The 21,186-nt window shown below is 59.8% G+C and carries 20 protein-coding genes and 2 pseudogenes; 5 read left to right on the top strand and 17 right to left on the bottom strand.

What is annotated here, in order from left to right; all coding sequences use genetic code 11:
• Nucleotides 1–88 precede the first annotated feature (88 nt).
• Complete coding sequence (locus AC0L25_RS21490) at nt 89–2,215, bottom strand: hypothetical protein (protein ID WP_473597348.1); 2,127 nt, start codon at nt 2,213–2,215, stop codon at nt 89–91.
• Between the two features lie 290 nt (nt 2,216–2,505).
• On the opposite strand from AC0L25_RS21490, the gene AC0L25_RS21485 reads away from it, so the two are divergent.
• On the top strand, nt 2,506–3,063 hold the full coding sequence (locus tag AC0L25_RS21485) for a hypothetical protein (RefSeq protein ID WP_473597347.1): 558 nt from the start codon (nt 2,506–2,508) through the stop codon (nt 3,061–3,063).
• Here the strand turns inward: AC0L25_RS21485 and AC0L25_RS21480 are convergent.
• Together AC0L25_RS21480 and AC0L25_RS21475 are read right to left on the bottom strand one after the other, a co-directional pair.
• A complete protein-coding gene (locus AC0L25_RS21480; protein WP_473597346.1) occupies nt 3,043–3,627 on the bottom strand; it encodes a hypothetical protein in 585 nt (194 codons plus the stop codon). The two genes, AC0L25_RS21485 and AC0L25_RS21480, sit on opposite strands and share 21 nt — an antisense overlap.
• Nucleotides 3,624–4,346, bottom strand: coding sequence for a bis-aminopropyl spermidine synthase family protein (locus tag AC0L25_RS21475; RefSeq protein ID WP_473597352.1), 723 nt, complete (start codon nt 4,344–4,346; stop codon nt 3,624–3,626). Before AC0L25_RS21475 ends, AC0L25_RS21480 begins: the two co-directional genes overlap by 4 nt.
• On the opposite strand from AC0L25_RS21475, the pseudogene AC0L25_RS21470 reads away from it, so the two are divergent.
• From AC0L25_RS21470 to AC0L25_RS21460, 3 genes and pseudogenes are all read left to right on the top strand, one after another.
• Nucleotides 4,254–5,141, top strand: a pseudogene (locus tag AC0L25_RS21470) (recombinase family protein); the annotation flags it as partial. The gene AC0L25_RS21475 and the pseudogene AC0L25_RS21470 sit on opposite strands and share 93 nt — an antisense overlap.
• A 58-nt stretch (nt 5,142–5,199) precedes the next feature.
• Nucleotides 5,200–5,808 carry a recombinase zinc ribbon domain-containing protein gene (locus tag AC0L25_RS21465; protein WP_473597345.1) on the top strand — a complete coding sequence of 203 codons (609 nt, stop codon included), beginning with the start codon at nt 5,200–5,202 and terminating at the stop codon, nt 5,806–5,808.
• On the top strand, nt 5,730–6,344 hold the full coding sequence (locus AC0L25_RS21460) for a helix-turn-helix domain-containing protein (RefSeq protein ID WP_473597344.1): 615 nt from the start codon (nt 5,730–5,732) through the stop codon (nt 6,342–6,344). The genes AC0L25_RS21465 and AC0L25_RS21460 overlap by 79 nt, the downstream gene beginning before the upstream one ends.
• A 140-nt stretch (nt 6,345–6,484) precedes the next feature.
• Here AC0L25_RS21460 and AC0L25_RS21455 read toward each other — a convergent pair whose 3' ends face one another.
• From AC0L25_RS21455 to nifB, 7 genes are all read right to left on the bottom strand, one after another.
• Nucleotides 6,485–8,389: an ABC transporter ATP-binding protein gene (locus tag AC0L25_RS21455; RefSeq protein ID WP_473597343.1), complete on the bottom strand. Its 1,905-nt coding sequence runs from the start codon at nt 8,387–8,389 to the stop codon at nt 6,485–6,487.
• On the bottom strand, nt 8,389–10,251 hold the full coding sequence (locus tag AC0L25_RS21450; RefSeq protein ID WP_473597342.1) for an ABC transporter ATP-binding protein: 1,863 nt from the start codon (nt 10,249–10,251) through the stop codon (nt 8,389–8,391). Before AC0L25_RS21450 ends, AC0L25_RS21455 begins: the two co-directional genes overlap by 1 nt.
• A gap of 93 nt (nt 10,252–10,344) precedes the next feature.
• Entirely contained in the window at nt 10,345–11,229 is an 885-nt protein-coding gene (locus AC0L25_RS21445; protein WP_473597341.1) for an SIR2 family NAD-dependent protein deacylase, read from the bottom strand.
• A gap of 38 nt (nt 11,230–11,267) precedes the next feature.
• Nucleotides 11,268–11,480, bottom strand: a complete 213-nt coding sequence (gene nifT / locus AC0L25_RS21440; protein WP_473488614.1) for a putative nitrogen fixation protein NifT — start codon at nt 11,478–11,480, stop codon at nt 11,268–11,270.
• Nucleotides 11,477–11,797 (bottom strand): nitrogen fixation protein NifZ, encoded by a 321-nt coding sequence (locus AC0L25_RS21435; protein ID WP_473597340.1) that lies wholly within the window; start codon nt 11,795–11,797, stop codon nt 11,477–11,479. Before AC0L25_RS21435 ends, nifT begins: the two co-directional genes overlap by 4 nt.
• An 89-nt stretch (nt 11,798–11,886) precedes the next feature.
• The gene (locus AC0L25_RS21430; protein ID WP_008878193.1) at nt 11,887–12,081 is read right to left on the bottom strand and encodes a 4Fe-4S dicluster domain-containing protein; all 195 of its coding nucleotides are present in this window, start codon (nt 12,079–12,081) and stop codon (nt 11,887–11,889) included.
• 32 nt (nt 12,082–12,113) lie between these two features.
• Nucleotides 12,114–13,532, bottom strand: a complete 1,419-nt coding sequence (gene nifB, locus AC0L25_RS21425; RefSeq protein ID WP_473597351.1) for a nitrogenase cofactor biosynthesis protein NifB — start codon at nt 13,530–13,532, stop codon at nt 12,114–12,116.
• On the opposite strand from nifB, the gene AC0L25_RS21420 reads away from it, so the two are divergent.
• The gene (locus tag AC0L25_RS21420) at nt 13,456–13,668 is read left to right on the top strand and encodes a hypothetical protein (protein WP_473597353.1); all 213 of its coding nucleotides are present in this window, start codon (nt 13,456–13,458) and stop codon (nt 13,666–13,668) included. The genes nifB and AC0L25_RS21420 overlap by 77 nt on opposite strands.
• 424 nt (nt 13,669–14,092) lie before the next feature.
• On the opposite strand, the gene nifA is transcribed toward AC0L25_RS21420, so the two are convergent.
• The 7 genes and pseudogenes from nifA to AC0L25_RS21385 form a co-directional block, all read right to left on the bottom strand.
• A complete protein-coding gene (gene nifA, locus AC0L25_RS21415; RefSeq protein WP_473597339.1) occupies nt 14,093–15,844 on the bottom strand; it encodes a nif-specific transcriptional activator NifA in 1,752 nt (583 codons plus the stop codon).
• 168 nt (nt 15,845–16,012) lie between these two features.
• On the bottom strand, nt 16,013–16,312 hold the full coding sequence (locus tag AC0L25_RS21410; RefSeq protein ID WP_473457739.1) for a ferredoxin family protein: 300 nt from the start codon (nt 16,310–16,312) through the stop codon (nt 16,013–16,015).
• A 12-nt stretch (nt 16,313–16,324) separates the two neighbouring features.
• Nucleotides 16,325–17,632 (bottom strand): FAD-binding protein, encoded by a 1,308-nt coding sequence (locus AC0L25_RS21405; protein ID WP_473597338.1) that lies wholly within the window; start codon nt 17,630–17,632, stop codon nt 16,325–16,327.
• Between the two features lie 11 nt (nt 17,633–17,643).
• The gene (locus tag AC0L25_RS21400) at nt 17,644–18,753 is read right to left on the bottom strand and encodes an electron transfer flavoprotein subunit alpha/FixB family protein (protein ID WP_473597337.1); all 1,110 of its coding nucleotides are present in this window, start codon (nt 18,751–18,753) and stop codon (nt 17,644–17,646) included.
• Between the two features lie 17 nt (nt 18,754–18,770).
• Nucleotides 18,771–19,619: an electron transfer flavoprotein subunit beta/FixA family protein gene (locus tag AC0L25_RS21395; protein WP_473597336.1), complete on the bottom strand. Its 849-nt coding sequence runs from the start codon at nt 19,617–19,619 to the stop codon at nt 18,771–18,773.
• A 184-nt stretch (nt 19,620–19,803) separates the two neighbouring features.
• Nucleotides 19,804–20,181, bottom strand: coding sequence for a nitrogenase stabilizing/protective protein NifW (gene nifW / locus AC0L25_RS21390; RefSeq protein ID WP_473597335.1), 378 nt, complete (start codon nt 20,179–20,181; stop codon nt 19,804–19,806).
• Nucleotides 20,182–20,356: 175 nt separating this feature from the next.
• A pseudogene (locus AC0L25_RS21385) lies at nt 20,357–21,042 on the bottom strand (beta/alpha barrel domain-containing protein).
• Between the last annotated feature and the right edge of the window lie 144 nt (nt 21,043–21,186).

The following is a 21,186-nucleotide window of genomic DNA, read 5'->3' as shown; positions in this document are numbered from 1 at the left end:
AAGGTGGATGTTGAATCACCGGAGAAGCTCGTCGTCACATCACAATCGATTCATCGATCACGGGACGTGCTCTAGACGAGCGTCCAGACTACTTTTTGGTGAAGTCGATACGCAACTTGTCGCGATACACGCCTATCCTCTTGCTCGCGCGATCGACGATGTCCTCGTAGAGCAGTGTTTCGGTATATAGCTCGCCGAGGTTCCGTCCACTGTCGGGATCGGGTAGGTCGGTCGTCCGAAAGTAGCTCCTGCCCGAGGCAAACCTCGTCCAGCCGGCCATCCGCAGCGGATTGAGCGTATCGCCGATGAGGTATCCGTAGAACTTCTTCAGGCGGCCGTTCGACTTAGCGGCGAGCAGGTGGGCGTACTCTGACAGGTCTCCGGTGTGGTCGTCCATGCTGACGCCAGGGGCCTTGAACTCGATGATTATCGCGGAGCCTTCCTTATCGAAGATCGCAATGTCAGGGCGCATGGCTGCGTTCTCGTCAGCCCGACGGCGCAGCGTTGCAGTCATCTCTGCGTCGATGTCCGCATCAAAAAGCTTCTCCCCCTCTTTCCACTCGATCTGCGCCAGCGGCTTATCCGAAGCGATGTATTCGTAGTACTGATATTCCTCGCTCAGTAACCAGATGTCGTGATCCGATGTTTCGCGGCTGTCCTTCTTCATAGGAAAGAAGATGCTGTGGATGACCTGCTCGTCCTTGCGCCGTTGTCCTTCCGGAGCTGTTTGAACAGCGAGCCCGCGATTGCAGGCGAGCTCAAGGATTTCGACAATAGCAGCCCGCCGCACCACGAGCTGCGACAGACTGGCCATGTCAAACGTCTTGAGCGAAGACGTGTACTTCCAGGACAGTTCGTGGATCTTGTGTCTGAAGTCGGCGGTGTGCGGTTCCGCCTTCTCGATCTCGGCCCTGAGATCAAAGATCTCCGCCGTATCGGCGATAATGCGCTCCTGATACTTCTTTAGCACTCGCTCGGCGACCGAGTTCGCGCTGTCGCCGTAAACGACCCTTGTGTCGGTGTCGGTGAGCATTGCCGGAATGACGCCAAACTTTTCGGTCACGTCCTTGATAACGTCGTCCTTGCTCCAGCCGGAGGGGGTGACCATATCCTCGATGATGGGATCGATCTGGTCAAAGATCCCGGCAAACGACACGGTCTCGTCGGCAAAGAGGTCCGTCACCGGAATATCGTCGGGAATGTCGTCGAAGCCGTCGCGCTGCTCGTTAACCCGTTTGTCTAGGAGGTCGCCTTCGACGAGGACGATGTGGTGGAACCCCTCCACGGACCTGTTCTGTTCGGCGACAGTGCGGAGGTAGCGCCTAGTGATATCCAGTACCGGCGATGATCTGGCGCAGAACGAAATGGCGTTCCGCGGTAGATCGTAGGTCTTCGCGTCTAGCCGGTAATGAGAAATGGTGAACTTTACTCTCCTCCCCAGCGGGTTGCCCGACCGGGGATCGCGTTCCTCCACCTCAGCGGGTTTAACCGCCGTTACGAGGGGAAGGTCGGTGGCACGTAGGCTGTTCCGCTCGACGCGGCCCTTGGGATACCGGGTCTCAAACTTGATAACGAAGTCGCCGAGCCGTGATTTGAGGCTGACCAGCCTCTGCAGAAACGCGATTAGCATGTTGCGGCGCATGTTGGTCGCAGAGAAAATCTCGCCCAACGGCTCCGACTTATAGAGCCGCGCGCGAGGCGCCTCCTTCAAGCCTTCTAGCCGGATCGCGGTGCCGCTGTCCTGCGACTTGCCGTCGGTTACAATGAAGTCGGCAAATTCGATCTTCTTCCTCCCGGCAGCCAAGGGCAGGGTGCGGGTCAGCGTGTTCCCGCCGCTGCGGTAGGTGCTCCGGATCCCGACCTTCTCGAAGTGGTGAAAATACTGGATGCGCCCGGCGCCTCTGCATTTACCGATGCCAGCTATGGCGAGGTCGTCCTTGTAGGAGGTATCTTTGGTCAAGAAGGCGTCGGTCTGGTCGTCCCCAAAGCCGCAACCATTATCTGTGCAGGTGATCGTAATATCCGTGCCATCGCCGAGAAGTCCGGCTGTAATGATGTCGACCTCGATTGACACCTCTAGGCTGCGCGTCGCGGGATCTTGATGCTGCCTGATTAGAAAAGCGTCGATCGCGTTCGAGATCAATTCTTCGAGTACGACGTATCCGTCGGAGCTGATTTTGGTGTTCTTCAGACTCCCACGAATGTCGAGCGTCATCTGTGATCCGTCGTCCGATTTGACCCACGGACCATCGTTGAGGGCGCGGCCCGGTTGAAGTCAAGAGCCTTCCGTGTTCGGCATCACGTGGCAAGCCGGGAGCGGACGTTGGGGGACATGCAGTTAGTCTTCGATTTAGTCGAGAGGGCATTGGCAAACAGCGGGCAGTATCTGCCACGTGGGACCATTAGCTGCCAGTCCGCTCACGGCCCCTTAGTAGACTGAAAGGCTGCATCTTTCAGTTTCGACGAAAGTGCTCCGAAGGTCCATCAAACTCGGCATGACTGCTGGTGTCACGTACGGTCGGCGAGGTTCACCCTCAGGTCACGGGTCGAAAGATCCAGAGTTCTGGTCGATGTGGCAACGCCAAGGCTAACCTCGACATCGCCCTCGCAGCAGTCCGGCTTCTCGAGCCCACGACAGAGGAGGTAGAGACGGCTGCCGACTTCGAGGCCGCCGCCTCCGCAGCCAATCTTTCGCTTGATGCCGGTGAAAGCCAATTGGTCGCGATGCTTCTAAGCCGCGGCGGCCTGGCATTTGTCACGGGCGACAAGAGAGCGGCCAAGGCCGTCAGCATGGTCTTGCCGATGGTACGGCAAAAGTTGGTTTGTCTGGAGCAAGTCCTGCAGATCATGATCGAAAGGGACAGCTTTGGTCCAATACGGGAGGCCGTCTGTCGCGAGCGCGCTTCCGATAGGGCCATCGCGAATTGCTTCCAGTGCTCGACCCGTGACGTGAACCTTCCGTCGGTCGTCCAAGGCCTTGAAAGCTACACCAAGGCGCTTCGGTCAGAGACCGGCGACCTCCTAGTGGCCAGCTTCGATAGCCTATCCTCGGAAGTTTCTTAGGAATACGGCATATGGGGCACGCAAGGTCGCGACTAGGTTGATCTTTCGGACCTTGGGTTCCTGATCGTTCAGCAGAACGGGCGCATCGAGGATTTCGAGGCATGCCTTGTCGACCTTGCCTGCGATATACTTGCTGCCGATCCGACCTGTGCTCGGGCCGACGGGTACGCGCGTCTGGTCCAGCGGAAGGGACATATCGACCCGCTGGAGGTCCGCTATCACCAGGGCGAACCTCGAGCCGAGCACCCGGATCTCTGGTGGGATATTGGTCCAGTTCTTGTTGTCGGACGAGTACTCGGCCGCTTCGAGTGGCTCCGCGAAGTGGTTGGAGGTCATCTGCTCCATCACCAGGTGGATGGGCGCCCCCTTTGCCGCGAAGGTGCCGGCGAACGGCTGCACCATCGAGCTGGGGTGGCAGGTATTGCCGCCATAGCCCCACATGGCATAACCTGCTTCGTCGATCTCTTTGGTCTTGCGGGCGATGATGTCGTCGAGGCCTTCATTGGCGTGGGTGCCGACCTTCATGAAGAGGACACCTGCGCCCGGCTTGAAAATCTCGTTCATGTCGTCTGTCCCTCCAGATACTCGACGTAATACTCTTCATCCGGGGCCTTGCCCCAGTCAGGCCTTTTCCTTTCCCGCACGTATCGAACCTTGGGCGGTTGCGACATTCCATAGAAGTTGGCCATGCGCTCGGCCGCAATGGGTTGGCTCGGCCCCTTTAGCAGTTGCCGATCGGGTAGCGATGTGACGAAGAGATTGCAGGACCTCAAGTCTGGATCGTCGTCCAAGTGATATTGGTGCAGCTTTCGCTGCATGCGCGAGACGAAGAAACCATGTTCGTTCGCATGTCGCTGGACGTTGGCGAGCACCACCTTGGGCCAAGGCCGATCGTCGTCATCGGCGATCACGATCATCCCTTCGCCTATCCCCTTCACGGCCTCGATCCCGCGATCGACGAAAACCTTAACGCTTTCGCCGCCGTTTGAAGCGCCCCACGGCGGGTTAGTGTAAAAGCAGTCGAATTGCGTCGTATCGGGGAACGGCTCGAGCACATTGTATAGCTGGGCGTCGAGATGCTCGATCCGCTCCTTGTCGGCGAACCTCTTGACCGACTGGATCGTCCGCTCGTCAAAGTCGAAGACGGTGATCTTGGTAGGCCCGAAGTCGAGAACGTCCCTAGCCTTAAGATAAGCGACGCACACGCTAATCGCGTCCCCGTCACCGCTGAACATCTCGCGCGCGGCGCCTATGTCTATGTCCGGCAGTCGACGGCCGATCAACTCGTCAACAATCCCGAGAGCCGGCGACGCCAATATGGCCTTGCCGAGCGAGCGCGGTCCCTTGGCTGGAAAGACGCCATCGTCATGGATGAAGATCTCGGTCGTTCAGGGTCTGGCATCAGCCGTCCGGGCTTTGAGAAGCTTCTGGCGGCGATCTGCGAAGGTCGGGTTGGTGCGGTCCTCGCCATTGAAGCCTCTCGGCTGGCCCGCAATGGCCGGGACTGGCATACGCTCATCGAGTTTTGCGGCCTTGTCGGAACGCTCATCATCGATGAGGACGGCATCTACGAACCGCGTCATCCCAACGACAGGTTGCTGCTCGGCATGAAGGGCACGATGAGCGAACTGGAGCTTTCGATCCTGCGGGCCCGCTCGATCGAAGCCCTGAAGCAGAAGGCACGACGGGGCGAACTTTTCCTGACGGTGGCGATCGGTTACGTCAAGTCGGGCCGGAACCGGATCGAGAAAGACCCGGACCTGCGGATCCGCGAGGCGATCGATCTTGTATTCCGGCGTTTCGACGAACTGCAGAGCATCCGGCAGGTGCATCTGTGGCTGCGCAGCGAAGGCATTATGCTCCCTGCCGTAAATTACACGCGCGCGGCGGACAGGGCGATCGTCTGGAAGCTGCCCGTCTACAATACGGTGCACCACATTCTCACCAACCCGATCTACGCCTGCGCCTATGCGTTCGGGCGAACCTGCAGCAAAGTCACCATAGAGGCCGGACGCAAACGGATTTTGCGCGGGATCAGGCGCGATCGCGCCGACTGGGAGGTCTTGCTCATCGACCATCACGAAGGTTACCTGAGCTGGCACGATTTTGAGAGGAATCAGCGCCTGATCACGGACAATGCCACAAGCAAAGGCTTGGTGCCGCGCGGTGCTCTTCGCCGGGGCGAGTTGCTGCTCGGCGGTCTTGCGCTGCGGCCATTGCGGCCGCAAGCTGCATGTCTCCTATTCCGGCAGCAACGGCAATACAGGGCGCTATCATTGCCGCGGAGCGCAGCTCAACCACGGAACCGACCCGTGCATTGGCTTCGGATCGTTGCGGGTCGATCAGGCGGTCAGCGCGGAGGTTCTTCAACGCCTTCAACCGCTCGGCATCGAAGCGGCGATCAAGGCCATCGAGACCTCCACCGTGAAGGCTGGAGAGAAGCGGCGCCATGTGGAGCTCGCACTCGAGCAAGCACGTTATGAAGCCGCCCATGCACGCCGCCAGTATGACGCCGTCGACCCGGACAACCGGCTTGTAGCAGGCGAACTGGAGCGACGCTGGAATGCCGCGCTCGTAGCCGTCCGCGAGCGTCAGGACGAGCTTGACGCGCTCGACCGCCACAAGCCTGAGGCTCTGGAGACGAGGAACGGCGGAGCCTGCTGCGCATGGGCGCCGATCTCGAACTGGCATGGCATCATGCCAATGCCACCGCTACCACGCGCAAGCGGATCATCCGTGCCGTGATCCGCGAGATTGTCGTCGCCATCGAAGACGACCACATCAAAATGCTGGTGCATTGGCAGGGCGGCGACCATACCGCGCTTTCGGTCAGGAAGAACAAGGCAGGCCATCACCGTTGGGGCGCCCCGCCGGACATCGAGGAACTGATCCGTGCCCTGGCACGCCAATTGCCGGATAGAGCGATCGCATCGCTTCTCAACCGGCTCGGCAAAACCACGGGTCGTCAGAACGGATGGACGCAGTCCCGTGTCTGCACTTTCCGCAACCAGCACGACATCGCCGTCTACAAAAAGGACGAACGGTCGGAGCGCGGCGAGTATACATTGCAGGAAACGGCTGCGAAGCTCGGGCTGCGGCCAATGACCGTGCTGCGCATGATCCGCGCCGGCGATCTGAAGGCCGAGCAGTATTGCAAGGGTACGCCCTGGATCATCCGTCATGAAGATATCGAGCAACTCGATATCCAGCACCATTCCGGCAGGAGCGGACACTGTCCATTATCACAATCACAGGATCAGCAGATCCAGCTTTTTCAATAACATAGCGAGGTGTGCATTATGTCGTGGGATCGGTCTGGCCGGTGGTGATCAGGTTTCCATGGCCGTCCGGGATTTAGCGCGATCGCTGTCCGCGCTTTCGCCAGTGCCCCTGGACGGTTAGATACGGCTCGCAAGGAGCATCAGGTATGAGAGGCGGCTCGTCCGGTCGGATCGGCTTCCTCTTCGGGAATGTCGTCGAATGACGAGTAGTTCAGATTGTAGAGTTTGGAATAGAGCCCGCCCATAGTCATCAGTTTGTCGTGGTTGCCGGTCTCAATAACCTGGCCGTTCTGAAGCACGATGATACGATCGGCACCTCGGATTGTGGCGAGACGGTGAGCGATGACAAGCGCAGTCCGGCCTTCAAGGAGCTTTCTGAGAGCCTTCTGGATCAGCATTTCCGTGTAGCTGTCGATGCTGGCGGTGGCCTCGTCAAGAACAAGGATCTTGGCGTCGGCGACGAGAGCGCGGGCGAAACTGACAAGCTGGCGCTGGCCGAGAGAAAGATTGCCGCCGCGTTCGCCGAGTTGAGTTTCATACCTGTCGGGAAGGCTCATGATGAAGTCGTGGGCTCCGACCGCCTTGGCGGCCTCGATCACCTTCTCGCGCGTGACTTCCGTCTTGCGGTAGCGGATGTTCTCGAAAACCGTCCCGGTGAACAGAAACGGCTCCTGCAGCACCATGGCGATCTGGTTGCCGAGCGATTCCTGTGTGAGATCGCGCACATCATGTCCGCCGACCAGCACTTGGCCTTGCTGAACATCATAGAAGCGATGGACGAGGGCCATCGCGCTCGATTTACCAGAGCCGGTCGGCCCGACCAAGGCGACCGTCTCGCCAGGATTGACCCGGAAAGAGACGTTTTTCAGCACCGGCTGTTTGGGATCGTACCCGAACGTGACGCTCCTGAACTCGACCGAGCCGTCCATTTCGGGCGCAAGGATCCTGGCATCCGGTTTGTCCTGGACCTCGATCCTGACGTCGAGCACATCGGTCAGGCGCTTGCCGGAGGCCATTGCGCGCTGCATGACGGAATATTGCAGAGTAAGTGAGCGAATTGGGTCAAAGAAGCGTTGGATATAAAATATGTAGGCGACCAATACGCCTACATCGACGCGGCCAGTCATGATCATGGAGCCGCCGACCACAATGACGACAGCCATGGCGAGGCCGGTGAGGCCATCGACGATCGGGACCATGACCTGTGCATATTTGGCAGCGGTCAGGTGGGTCGTGAGGTCGGCATTTGCCTTGTCGTCATACAATACGAAGTTGACGTACTGGCGGTCCATGGACTGGACGGTTCGGACGCCTTGAATCGCTTCGGCCAATGCGCCGTTGACGACTGAATTGGTCTCTTGTGCAGCCATGAAGGCCTCGCGGGCACGCGGCAGCCACACGATGCGAATAATCAACAGGGCCGGCAAGACCGAGAGCGTCAGAAAGCCGAGGTTGAAGTTGACCGACAGCATTACGAAGATGATGCCGAAGAGAAGCGCAATGTCGCCTAAGGAGTAGATCGAGTTTTCGACAAATTCGTGGATAGAGTTGACGTCGCCCTGAAGGCGAGACATCAGGCGTCCTACCTCGGTTTTGTCCATGAAGGAGAGCGATACCTTCTGCAGATGGGCAAACATGGCGCGGCGGATGTCGAAGAGGACGTTCTCGGCCATTTTCCCTACCACGGTTTCTTGCGCGTAGGCGGCGCCGAAATTAACCAGAATGGCAAGCGCAAACGCGATGGCGGCCTCAAGCAGGGCGAAGGCATCAGCGCCTACCGGAGTTATGGCGTGGTCGATCGCGTAGCGGATGATCAGCGGGATGAGAAGCTGCGTGCCAGTGAAAATCAGCAATGCGGCAAGCGAGACGACCGCCATGGCTCGGTAGGGACGAACGAAGGCCCATATGCGGCGAATGATGTTCTTGTCGAAAGCCCGGCCAAAGATCTCCTCCTCGATGCGATGGGACCCGACGACCGCGCGCGGAGGGCGTCTACCGCTATCATTCGGTTCGATTTCGAGTTCGTTGGCGTGCCGCTTGGCCATCAGAGCGCGCCTCCAAACGTGGTCGCAATGTCATCTCCCGGGCGCAACTGAAGGTCATAAAGGGCCTTATAGCGTCCTCGCTTGGCCAAAAGCTCTTGATGGGTGCCGCGTTCCACGATCTCGCCGTCGTCGACAAACAGAATCCGGTCGGCGTGCTTGAGTGAACTCAGCCGGTGGGCGATGATGATCGTCACCCTATCCTTGGCGAAACGCCGTATCGCCGCGCGGATGCGCTGCTCTGTGGCGGCGTCGATCGCGGCCGTTGAGTCGTCGAAAACGACGATTGATGGGCGCAACATCATCGTGCGAGCTATGGTGAGACGCTGACGCTGGCCGCCCGAGAGAGAGGCGCCACGTTCGCCGACGACCGTCTTGTAGCCAGCGGGGAGGCCGAGGATGTAATTGTGCAACTGGGCGGATTCGCTAGCGCGCTCGATCGGCTGTTCCTTCGCCCAGGGGTCGCCATAAGCGATGTTGTTCTCGATCGTGGTTGTGAACAGGAATGCATCCTGCTGTACGACCGCGACCGCCTTGCGAAGCGATGCGAGGGTGACCCCGCGGATGTCCTGCCCGTCAAGCATGATGGTGCCACCAGTCACGTCGTAAAAGCGGGGGATCAGGTGAGCAATTGTCGACTTGCCAGAACCCGGCGGACCCACGATCGCGATCGTCTCGCCCCTACGGGCGCAGAAGGTAATATTCTTTAGAATGACGCGGTTTCCGGTGCCGGGATATGCAAACGAGACATTGTCGAAGCGCAGAGTTCCTTCACCGATCTCGAGCGGTCTTGCACCGGAAGCATCCCCGATCGTGATGTCCTGGTCGAGCAGACTGAAGACGCGCGAACCGCAAGTGTAAGCGCGGGCAAAGCCGTTGACCATCAGTCCGATCTGGCGGACGGGCATTTGCAGGATCGTCATGAACGTCAGGAACGTCGTGAGCGTTCCAACGCTGATCTGGCCGGCGATGAGTTTGTCGCAACCGACCCAGAGGACCAACCCCATGGCGACAAAGAAGGCGAGGGTCATTGCCGACGTGTTGGGCACGTACACGTCAACCTGCTCGTGCGCGAGTTCGAGCGCGTTTGTCGAGGCGATGTCGAACTTCGCCATCTCATGAGCCTGTGCTGAAAACGCCCGGACAACGCGGATGCCCGCGAGATTTTCTTCCATCACGCGGCCCAGGACGGAAAGCCGCTCCTGCAGGTCGAGCCAGATGGCGCGTAGCTTAAGCTGGGTGACCGACGATCGCCAGGCTACGAAAGGCACGAAGCTCAGCGCGAACAAACCGAGCACCGGGTCGGTTGAGATCATCATGCAGGCGCCTATCCCGATCAGCATGGTGAGCAGAAGGAACCTAACCAGGGCGGTGGAAAAATACATCCGCACGCCGTCGAGATCGAGGATGCCGAGGGTGATCAGGTCGCCTGAATGCACCCGGTCGTGAAAGGAAAAGCTCAGGCGCTGGACCTTATCGTAACAAGCAAGCCGCAGTTCGTACGCGACGTGGTGCCCGACGGCTTCGGCAAAGTAGTTTTGCGCCATCGTAAAGAGGCCGCGTAGCGTACTCGCGCCGAGCAGCAGGAGAGCAGGAGTCCAGAGGGCTTGTTCTGCAGCCGTCACCGTGACACCGCCCCCGATGGCTACTTGGGTCTGGTCGACAGCCCGGCCGAGAAGCTGGGGAATGAGCAACTGCAGGATTACGGCTACCATCGTCGAACCGATAGCTAACCCGACCTGCCACGGGTGCCTCAAATTCATGCGCGTAATGCGCAGTAGCGTGCTCAAGCCCCGGCCCCACCCGGCCGCTTTTACATGCGCGGACGATTTGAGAGAGGTCGTGCCAACAGCATCACTGCCCACCGAGTGCCCCCGACTGAATTTTCCGCCTTCGGAAGCGAGCCGGTCGACTCACATCAAAGACGTCCCTCCAAGTTGATCCTGGCCACCATCGGCTCAACATGCTGATCCGGCGAGTTGCGCCACGGCTTCGCTCGCTGGCATGTCGATCACCGTGATTCCGCTCGCCGCAAGGAAACGGGCTTCGTTTCTGGTCAGCGTTTGCCCGTCCATTATCGCGTAACGAGGGCCTTCTGAGCGCTTCATGATCTGCCTGGCGTAAGTGCGCAGCATCTGATCATTGAAGCGGCAGCCGACGAAGAAAAAACCCCGGTCGACGCGTCGTTCCTTGACCACGTCAGGGATAGGCGTCTGGATATCGATTTCAGTCAGGGCTTCGACATAGTCGGAATCGGCGATGAGGAAATTTGCGGCCGGCCTAATACTGCCATGTGGCGCATAGAGAACCGTCTTTGTCGCTGCTCCAGCCTCGAGTTCTCTTCCCGACAAGTCGTAAGTTCTGGTCCAAATGTCGCCAACTTCGTTTGCCCGCGTAACGCCTTGTATCTCGACGACGTCGGTTCGGCCGGCCTCTGCCAGGGCCGCGCGCATGACGCCTTCGTACCAGCTGTCGATGATGAGGGAGAGCGGGAGGTTTGCGAGCCAGGCGTGGAGGATGCTCGGCGCCGCCGGCCCGGCAAATATATCAGTCATCCAAGCTTGAAGTGTGCGGCGATGCCGGCGCTGTTCGATGAACTGCGCGACCGACCACATATTGGTGCGGATCTTCGAGGGGGCTGGCGCCCGCGTGTTGAGTGCCTCGGCAACGGCTTCGGGGGTACACGGTACAGGCGGCTCAGCAGAGCTGAGCCGGAGCAGACCCGGACCGAGATACGGGATCACCTGATCGGAGACTAACGCTCGTCTGGCCAGCTCAAGCAGCTTTCGGGCAAAACTGTCCCGGACGACGACTAGGTGGCCCGAGGTCGGTATCGTGTTCATGCTCGTTTCCTCTTGATGCCTCTCATTGACGGGCGGCATCAGTCCCCGTCGGAAAGCTTCCTTGCCTCGACGGTGATCGGCAGACGCGTATGCGGCGGAAGATCGGGAAGGAGGAGCCGCCAGCCGTTCCTGAGCGTTACGACCCCGCCCCACAGATCCTGGTTCTCGAACTTGATAATCGGCTCCTCGATATCCTTTTTGGGGACATACGCCGACAACCCGGCCTCGGTCCTGCGGATCATTACTTTCATGCGGCCGTTCCTTCATTGGCGTTTTCTTCGGCACTGCAGGGAGCGTCGGCGTTGTCGAGGCTCGTCAATTCACGCGCTCGCATGCCGACGACCGTCCCACGGTCGATCCATTCGACCGCGTAGATGAAGAACTGCTGTAGAAACGTGCCAATGTCGCGCACATAACCCTCTTCGCCCTTGCGCACGAGATTTTCGCCGATCTCCCTGCCAGGATAGGTGCCGTCATTCTTAATGTGGCGAGTGGCACGGACCCGCTCTCCCGGCTGAAATTGGGGAGGTCTGCGGATTTCCACCTCCTGTTCGCGTGCGAGCCGCATGGCGGTTCCTTGGTTCTCTGAGGCTAGTGTCATTGATGAGGCGCGCAGGCATTCCCCGGGGCAGCCAGTTGTGTGGGTACCCAGTGGACTCAGGCAGGAACGCAGGTCTTCGGCACAGGACACACCGAAGCACATTGCTGCGTGTCGAAAGCTCCCTCGCATTCGGTGCACTTCTGCAGCTCGACCACGTAGCTCTCGCCTTTGAACTTGATCGCACCCGACGGGCATTCGAATTCGCAGGCGCCGCATTGTGTGCATTGGGATGCGATGATCTTGAAAGCCATTTTGATTCCTGATTCGAGTAAATGAGATAGGTTCAGGCCGTCGCGGCGAGTGCCTGGACGCCGGACTCGGCGGCGTAAATCGAGCTGATTGCCGTTTCGATGTAGTCATGGCCGTAAGCGTCGGTTGCTCGGATACCGGCGGCCGCGAGCTGATCCTTGGGGCAATCTCCAATTTTTACGCAAAGCACTACGTCTACGCCTTCAAGCGCAGCGATGACCCCGTCGAGAGTGGCCTTCTCGCCCCAACCCCCGAGGCAATACTGCTCAACCTTGCGGTGCCCGATAAAGTTGATCCCTATCGGCGACGCTTCATACACCTGGAATTCCTTAGCATGGCCGAAGTGTTCGTTGACGCGGCCGCCGCCCTTAGTCGCCACCGCAACGAGGAGGGACTTGCCGGAGCTCGTTGTCTTGACCATTCCGATCGCTTCGCTCCTGGCTGCCAGGCGATCACGGCGCTCGTCCGTGACCAGCTCCCGATAGGCTTCGCGCTTGCCGGCATCGTAGGTGAGCTCGCCGGGAATCTGGTCAAGTGTGAATTCCTGGCCACGATCCTCGCCCAGCAGGCCGACGGCATCTGCCCGGCACTGCCGGCAATGGCGCATCAACTTGGCGCCGCCTTCAAGACGATCCTGAAGAGCCTTCATTTCCATTGCATTTGGGCCGCGCTGCCCGGTCAGTCCGTAGTGCGTTCCGTGCGCGGGGTCCGAAATCAGGGGCATGACGTTGTGCAGGAACGCGCCGCGCTGCTTGACCCACTCATTCACCTCAACCAAGTGCTGGTCGTTCACGCCAGGGATCATCACCGAATTGATTTTAGTGAGGATGCCGCGCGCGCTCAGCATCTCCAAGCCAAGCATTTGCCTCTCGTGCAGAATCCTGGCGGCTTCGGTGCCGACGTAGCGGCGATGGTCGTAAAAGATCCAGGGATAGATCTTTGCGCCGACTTCCGGATCGACCATGTTGATCGTGATCGTCACGTGATCGACATTCATGTCGGCAAGCTCGTCGACGTGGTCCGGCAGCGCGAGCCCGTTCGTAGAGACGCAGAGCTTGACGTCGGGGATTTCCCTGACGACGCGTTCGAACGTCGCCTTCGTCTTCTCCCAGTCGTAGCAGGCATCGCCCGGTCCGGCGATCCCAAGCACGGAAAGCTGCGGCACTTCATTGGCGACCGCGATCACCTTGCGTACTGCCTGATCGGGCGTCAGCTTTTCCGAGACAACCCCGGGCCGGCTTTCGTTGGCGCAATCATATTTGCGATTGCAGTAGTTGCACTGGACATTGCAGGCCGGCGCGACGGCGACGTGCATGCGCGCGAAATAGTGGTGCGCCTCTTCTGAAAAGCACGGGTGATCCTTGATCTTGTCCCAGATGGCCGAATCCACATCGTCCAGCCTTGTCGACGACCCGCAGGAGGAAGATGCGCAGCCACCCGACTTCGCGCTCACCAGCAACTGGTCGGAGAACCTCGCGCCGGTCAGGCTCTCAACTGAAATCACCGGTGCGGCCATTGAAGGGCTCCGTTACGGGTTAACGTCGCGGTTCGAAGCGCAAGAGCAATGCCAACTGAAAAGGTGGCGCTAGTTCACGAATTGGCTTTGCGCGTCGGATATCATGGAGTTGCTCCGACATAGCTTTGTCGGACTTCTAACAGGACTATGTTAGAAGGTGAGGAAGACGACCCGGCCGGACATCAGTTCAATATAGAAATCCCGCGTCGACCGCTCGGCCGTGATCGCCCTCGGCACAACTCCCGACCGGTCTTCCGACGAGGATGTCGCTCTCGGCGACGGCGAGCTCGTCCGCGGTGAAGTTGCCACTGCTCACTTGGTCTGCATGGTTCCGATTCAGGAGAGTGGGGTGACTCCTTTCTGCGATCGGCAAGACGTCGGCAAAGGGCGGGTGATGAAGGGGTGTGACAGCATCACACAGTCGCGCAGCTTTGGCCCGGGCTCCGATACATGGGCGTAGCTGGCGCGGTGTTCTCGTTCTCCACGTCATGAGAACGCTAGAATTTCTTCACCTCAATACCGTGTCGGCGCAAAGCGTATCCGACCTGTCGTGGCGTGACGCCGAGGACACGGGCGGCCTTGGCCTGAACCCAGCCGACCTTCTCCATCGCGCCGATCAGCCGATCGCGTTCCGTCAGGCGCGGGCCTATTGCAGGGAGAGCGGGATCGTTTGTAGGGTCGGCAGTGTGGGGTCGCACGTTATCCTGCGGGGCGCCGAAGCGCCCGGCCGGCATCGGCAATCCGGCGGGCATTATATTGCTTCGAAATCGGTGGTTGCCGGTATTGCCGCTGAGCGAATCAGCTTTTTTCCAGAGGAGCCAAGATAGGCATTGGTTATTGTTGCAGGCAAAATCCGATGGAGCGATTGTCCTTGAGCGCGCTAGCGTGGCCGTCCTTTGCACGCAGTTCTCCAATTCTCGCACGTTACCGGGGAAGTAGCATTGCGAGATAAACTCGAGCGCCGACGGCGCGAAGGCGAGTTCGAGATGGTTCTCCTTGTTGAATCGTTCGAGGAAGGCGCTCGCAAGACGAGGGATATCCCCCGGTCGCTCTCGGAGCGGAGGGAGGATGATTGGCACCACATTGATGCGATAATAAAGGTCGGCCCTGAAATCCCCGTTTACGACAGCCGACTCGAGATCCCTGTTGGTGGCGCATATAAGTCGCACGTCGACCTGCAGCGTCTTGGTACCGCCAACACGCTCCAGTTCGCCTTCCTGCAAGACGCGTAATAGCTTGGCTTGGAAGGCAGGTGAAATCTCGCCGATCTCATCGAGTAGCAGCGTTCCCCCGTTTGCCAATTCAAAACGGCCGGCGCGCTGGGAAATTGCCCCGGTGAAGGCGCCTTTTTCATGTCCGAACAGCTCCGACTCCAGAACGCTTTCCGACAGTGCGGCGCAGTTCAACTTGACGAAAGACTTCCTCCGCCGGCGCGAGAGCCTATGTATGGCTTGCGCGAAAAACTCCTTGCCGGTGCCGCTCTCGCCCCTCAGGAGCACGGTGGAATTCGTCCTTGCTACAATGGAGACGGTTTCGAGCACCTGCTTGAGTGCGGGGCTCTCCCCGATGATCCCATCCATCTTGACGGGCGCATGCGGGACGGGGTCGGTCCGGTCCTCATCGGACGAATTCTCCGCTGTCCAGCGCTCATCGACGCGCCGCTCACGATCCCTAGTCAAGCCGCGATGCAGGCGAATAGTGCGGCCGACGAGGTTGGCCACCATCGTCAGGAAGCAGATGTCCTCATCGTAGCGGGACCCGTTTGCGCTGTCTCTTACGATCGACAACGTCCCAAGAATCCTATCCTCAGCCTTAACCGGGATGCCGATAAAGGCCATCGGGAGGGAACTGACACCAGGACGTGTTTGAAGGTCGGCCTGAAACAACTCGGACGTGCTGAGGTCCGCGATGACGAGCCGCGTGCCCGTAGCGACGATTTGATTTATTGCGGCCTTTGGTATGATGGGGTGAGTGCCTGATGGGCCGCTGCCGGCACTCGCGGCGATCTCCGGCTCACCTTCAGAGTCCAGGACAAAGATTGCTCCATGACGCATTTGCACAAACGACGGGAGAGTGTTCGCGACATTGGCCAGCGTAACCTCTAGCCGGGCGGGAGCCGTCAGCGCCTTCGACACCTCGTAGATTCCCCTGAGCCAGTCATCTGCTTCGAACATCCCTTCACCGGCGGGTTTGCGGAAGGTGTCTCGACGTCCTGCTTCGTTGACCCGATCCGGGGATATATGAGCCATGGAAAGGCCTCAGGGGTTGTGGTCAGGGTGCTCCTCCCAAGCGCCTTTTCATCAGTTCAGGAAGTTCACTCGCTCCGCAATTTGGCGAGATGGTGCCGGCAAGATTGCGCTTTGTCGCGAGTTCGGGAGTACACAGGTGCACACCCGCCGAAACGGTGCCAAAGCCGATCATCCGAACTTGAAGAGGACGCCGAAGCCGCCACGCGGATAATTCCATTCGATCTCGCCGCTGGCCTCGCACAAAACGCGGCAGGTGCCGCACTCCATGCAGCCATCGGCGGTGATTTCAACTTGACCTTTGTCGTTCAACTCATAGCATTTCGCCGGACAGACGCGGGTCAGCGCGAGCAGATTCGCGCTTGGTTGCTTGTGCGGTCGCACCTTTATATGCGGACGGCCGGAGTCCACCAGATAGCGGTTCTGGTAAAGCTTGTCTTCGACACGTAATTCTGTCCCTGGGTTCGTCATGTCATCAGTGCCTCACCGCCACGCCAATGCCAGGCGGATCGCGTCGCTGACCAGCCCCAACCGCGATCGCGCCTTGATGAAGGCTGCCGTGGTCGCCTTTTCCTTCTCGATCTTTGGCGTGCCGTCGACACGCATGAAGTTCTGCGCGGCTTGCGACATTAACCGCGGATAGGTCGTGAAGAAATTACCGGCGCTGGTGTGGAGTAAGGATGGCATGTCTTTGTATTTCCGCAGGTCCTTTACCACGAAGGATTCATCCAGCATCGTCTTGTAAAGGGCGAGGTTCCGTTTGGTCATAGGATCGTTGCGTCTCTTGACCTGGATGATAGCCTCTGCCGCAATGCGGCCCGAGGTCATGGCGAGGTTAGAACCCTCGCGGTGAACGGCGTTGTTTAATTGCGCGGCATCGCCGACAACGACCCAACCGTCGCCAAAGAGCTGCGGAATAGCCTTGTAGCCACCTTCGGGAATGAGATGCGCCGCGTATTCTTTCACCTCCGAACCGGCGATCAGCGGCCGGATCGAAGGATGATTTTTTAGCGCGTCGAGAAGGGCGTAAGGGCTTTCCATCTTCGCGGCGAAATCCGAGACGAGGCAGCCGATGCCCAGTGAGATCGATTCCTTGTTGGTGTAGAGGAACCCGAGCCCGGCCATGCCGTGGGATATCGTGCCGACTGCCTCGATCACGCAGCCTTCACTCCCTTTGACCCCGAACCGCTGCTCAATGACCTCTTCGGGCAGGAAATGCATCTCCTTTACTGCGAGCGCCACCGCTTCCGGCTTCAGCATCTTGCGAAGACCGGCCCGCGTGCCAAGCAGCCCGCAGACACCTTCTGCAAGAACAACTACGTCCGCGTAGATAGCTCCGCCGGCCCGATCCGTGCGGACGCCGATCACCTTGCCCTTGGCGTCACGGACGAGTTCCGTCACCGTCGTCTCGCACAGAACCGTCGCGCCGGCCTCGCGCACCCTGCGCGAAAACCATTTATCGAACTGGGCACGAATGATCGTATAGCGGTTGGGCTTCACCTCGTTGAAGTCGTCCGACCGATAGTGAATCCCGGTGTGGGAGGTGTCGTCCATCACCCAGAGCCGCTGTTCAACCAGATGCCGCTCGAGCGGTGCATCATCCCGGAAATCCGGGACGACCTTCTCCAGCATGTTCGCGTACATGATGGCGCCCTGGACGTTCTTGGAGCCCGGGTATTCACCTCGCTCCAACTGGAGTACCTTCAAGCCGTCGCTTGCCATCGTGTGAGCAGCTGCGTTCCCGGACATGCCGGCCCCGATGACAATGGCGTCGAACTCTTCGTTGATCATTTCCATCTCCCTTAGCTCGCAAGCTTGTCGCGACTGTGCGGTGACAGCCGCCGGGTGAAGGCCTCGGTCAGCGCGGGCAGGAAACGGACCGCATCGGTGACGATCCCGAGGTGAGCGAAATCGAAAATCGGCGCGTTCGGGTCGGTGTTGATGGCCACGATGAGATCGGCTCCCTCAACTCCAACGCGGTGCTGGATGGCGCCGGAAATACCGGCCGCTATGTAAAGCTTCGGCCGGATTGTCTTGCCTGTTTGGCCGATCTGCCGATCGGCCGACATCCAGCCCTTTTGGACCAGCGGCCGCGAACAGCCGAATTCGGCGCCTATCACTCGCGCGAGACTCTTCACAAGCTGCAGGTTCTCCGCTCCGCCGAGACCGAGCCCTCCCGCAACCACCACATCCGCATAGGCGAGATTGGCGTTGCCCGACTGGCTGTCCGGAAGGAATCCTAGCACCTTGGTTACGATTTCATCCTCGGCGAGCGACAACTTGTGCGCGATGACACGCCCCATCGCTCTGTCTGCCCGCTGCGGCATGGGCATGACCCTCGGTCGCACCGTCGCCATCTGCGGCCTGTAATTGAGCGTGTAGATCGTGCATAGCAAGGAGCCCCCAAAAGTCGGACGGGTCGCGGCGAGTGAACCGTCGGCATCCACGTCGAGTTCGGTGCAGTCGGCCGTTAGCCCCGTCAGCAAGGACGTCGCGACGGAACCGGCGAGATCCCTGCCGAGCGTGGTCGCACCGAGAAGCAGGATCTCGGGTTTGTAAGTATCAACCAGATCCGTCATTGCCTTGGTGAAAGGCTCATTGCGATAGTCGGCGAGCAGCGGCGCCTCAACGAAGTAGACAAGGTCGGCGCCATAGGCGAAGGCCTCGGCGACTGCGTTCTGGGTGGCTTCTCCAGGGGGCCCGAGCACAGCGCCCGCGAGCTGGACGCCAAGTTTGTCCGCCAGCTTGCGGCCCTCTCCAAGCAGTTCGAAGGATACCGGATGGACCTGGCCGCGTTCGAGTTCAATGAAAACCCAGACGTGCCGATAGTCCCTGAAACGCTCAGGAAGCTCCTTCTTCATCCCGGCACGGCCGGGGGGTTGGCGAGGGGTGTCGGAGTTCGTGCTCGACATATGGTCTGCTCCTGCCGTCACGCGCCCTCGAAGGCGAGTTCCGGTTCCAGCGCCGGCTGGCGGGTGAAGATTGCACCAATCAGTTCGTCTGCGGTATCGCGCAGCGTCTTTTCGGCGGTCTCAATTTGCTCCGCCTTTTCCGAACGGGCGCTAGGGGCAAAAACGCGTTTGACGACCGTCGGCGAGCCACGCAAGCCGCATTTGGTGAGATCTTCAATGCCGGCCTCGGCCGCACTCCATTTCACAATCTGGCTGCGCGCGGCAAAAAGGGCGTCTTCGATCGAGCCCCGGCGCATCTCGTTCGTGCCCTCCAGCATGGTGATGAGGCAAGGCAGCCTGCTCTTCAGCTTCTGGGTGCCGCCCTCGCACCGGCGCTCGACCGTGATCTCGCCTGCAGCAAGATCAATGGAGGCAATTTTCGCGACATAGGTGAGTTGAAGGAGATCGAGACGCTTGGCGATGCCGGGCCCGACTTGGGCGGTGTCGCCGTCGATCGTCTGTTTGCCTGTGAAGACCACGTCCGGCGTGCCGAACGTCTCGCCGATCTTCGCGATTGCCTGGGAAAGAGCAAAGGAGGTCGCCAGTGTGTCGGAACCGGCAAAATAGCGGTCGGTCAAAAGCACTGCGCGATCGGCGCCGTAGCCGAGCGCCTTGCGCAGGGAGTCCTCTGCCATGGGTGGACCCATAGTGAGCGCTGTGACCTCCCCACCATAAGCGTCGCGTAGCCTGAGTGCTTCTTCCAGGGCAAATAGGTCGTAAGGGTTGATGATGGTCGGCACACCCTGACGCATGATGGTGTTCGTCACCGGATGGACCCGTATCTGTGCCGAGTCCGGCACCTGCTTAATGCTGACGACAATGTGCATTGGCGTTCTCTACGCTGTTATCCCGATGCGAGCTGGCGGTGCGAGTTCTTGTTCGCAATGTTCGTGCCAAGTGTTTTGCGAGCGTCTTTCCAATTAAATTCCATTGATCATTTCAGAGGCCCCCCCGGTTTCGGTGCCCGAATTGTTGGCTTGTCGACATTGTCGCGTCGCAACTATGTAGCGCTTAATCGCCGAACCGCTTCAGGACGGAGTCGAACGGAACGAATGTGCGGCCTGGCGTGTGAGGTTTGTTCGGATTGTGATCTTTGAGCACCTTGAAAACCCGGTGCGTGAGCGGCGAGGAAAGTGCGAACTCCTCGTAGGCGCGTTCCAGCATGGCGCGCATGCGCGCGGCAATCACCTGGTCGGGCAGACCGGAGAAATCTTCCTCGGCAAGGCATTGGCCCACACGCTTGAGGATATGCAGCCGTGAGACATTGAGCACCTTCGGATCATACGAGACGCCAAGGACAGCGAAGAACTCCTCCGCGCACGACAGGCCTTTCAGTCGCGTGAGGATGTTGGTGACGTCGATGGGACTGCTGTCAGCGGAACAACTCATTGCGTTCTCCCTTTGTCGGAAACGGTGGTTCTGGTGCGTTAGTCGCACATTCGACATGCAGCCTCGAAAGCCGCGGTTTGATGAACGAATGCGCTAAGCCAGCGCGGCAATCGCCTCGTCGACACAACTGCCTCCGGTGCCGAGGCCGGACGTGGCGCGGTACAACTGGTCGATCTCAATGGAGGCAGCCGGCCCCGCTTTGGAAGCGAGCGAGGTGGGCTGACGCAACGGCCCGCAGGGCCCGAGCGGGATGGGCTCGACTGTCTCCGGATTGGCCCTCGACCTGGCGCTCGGCCCCCGACCGACGTCTCCTCGGCCGCCAAGGGGGGCAATGCGGTGAAGCCGACTTCGATATCTGCCTCCTGAAGGACAGCCATCGCGGCGGCCACCTCTTCGCGTGCGCATTGCCCGCGCGCTCGCCGACTCCAAGGACGACCGAGGCATGGCGCGCGCCGGCGTGGATCGCCGCCACCGTGTTGGCGGTAGCGAGGCCGAAAACGTTATGGCATGGAATTCGAGGTCGACGGGAGACTTCGCTGCGAGCGGGGTGACAAGCTCGAAGGTCGAGAAGGGATCGAGGGCGCTGACACTATCGGCCAGGCTGACGCGGCTTTCGCCGGCGCGCGCCGCCGTCTTAATAAGGCGGGCGAGATAGTCCTGGTTGGTATGCGAAGCATCCTCAGAGCGCAGGGCGAGGAAAAACCCGCTGGCGGCCGCGCGCCCGACCATATGCTCGATGTTTAGCGCTCCTTCCCGGACTAGCCCCAGCTTCGTGGCAAGCTGGAAATCCGATGCAGGCAACGACAGATTGAGGGCACGGACGCCGCTCTCGACTGATGCATGGAAATCCCGTGAGGTCATCCGGCGCCCTGCCGTGAACCGCACCGGAACACTCCGTGCGACCACGGCGCAAATTGCGTCGATCTCGATCGCAAGCTTTCCGCCACCGTCAAGGCAACGCCGGGTGCCTGCTCGCCCGCGCGCAGGGTAGTATCCTTGAGAAAG

The sequence above is a fragment of the Mesorhizobium sp. WSM4813 genome (assembly GCF_055811555.1).
The sequence above is the reverse complement of the archived record's forward strand: the minus strand, read 5'-3'. Positions and strand labels throughout refer to the sequence as shown.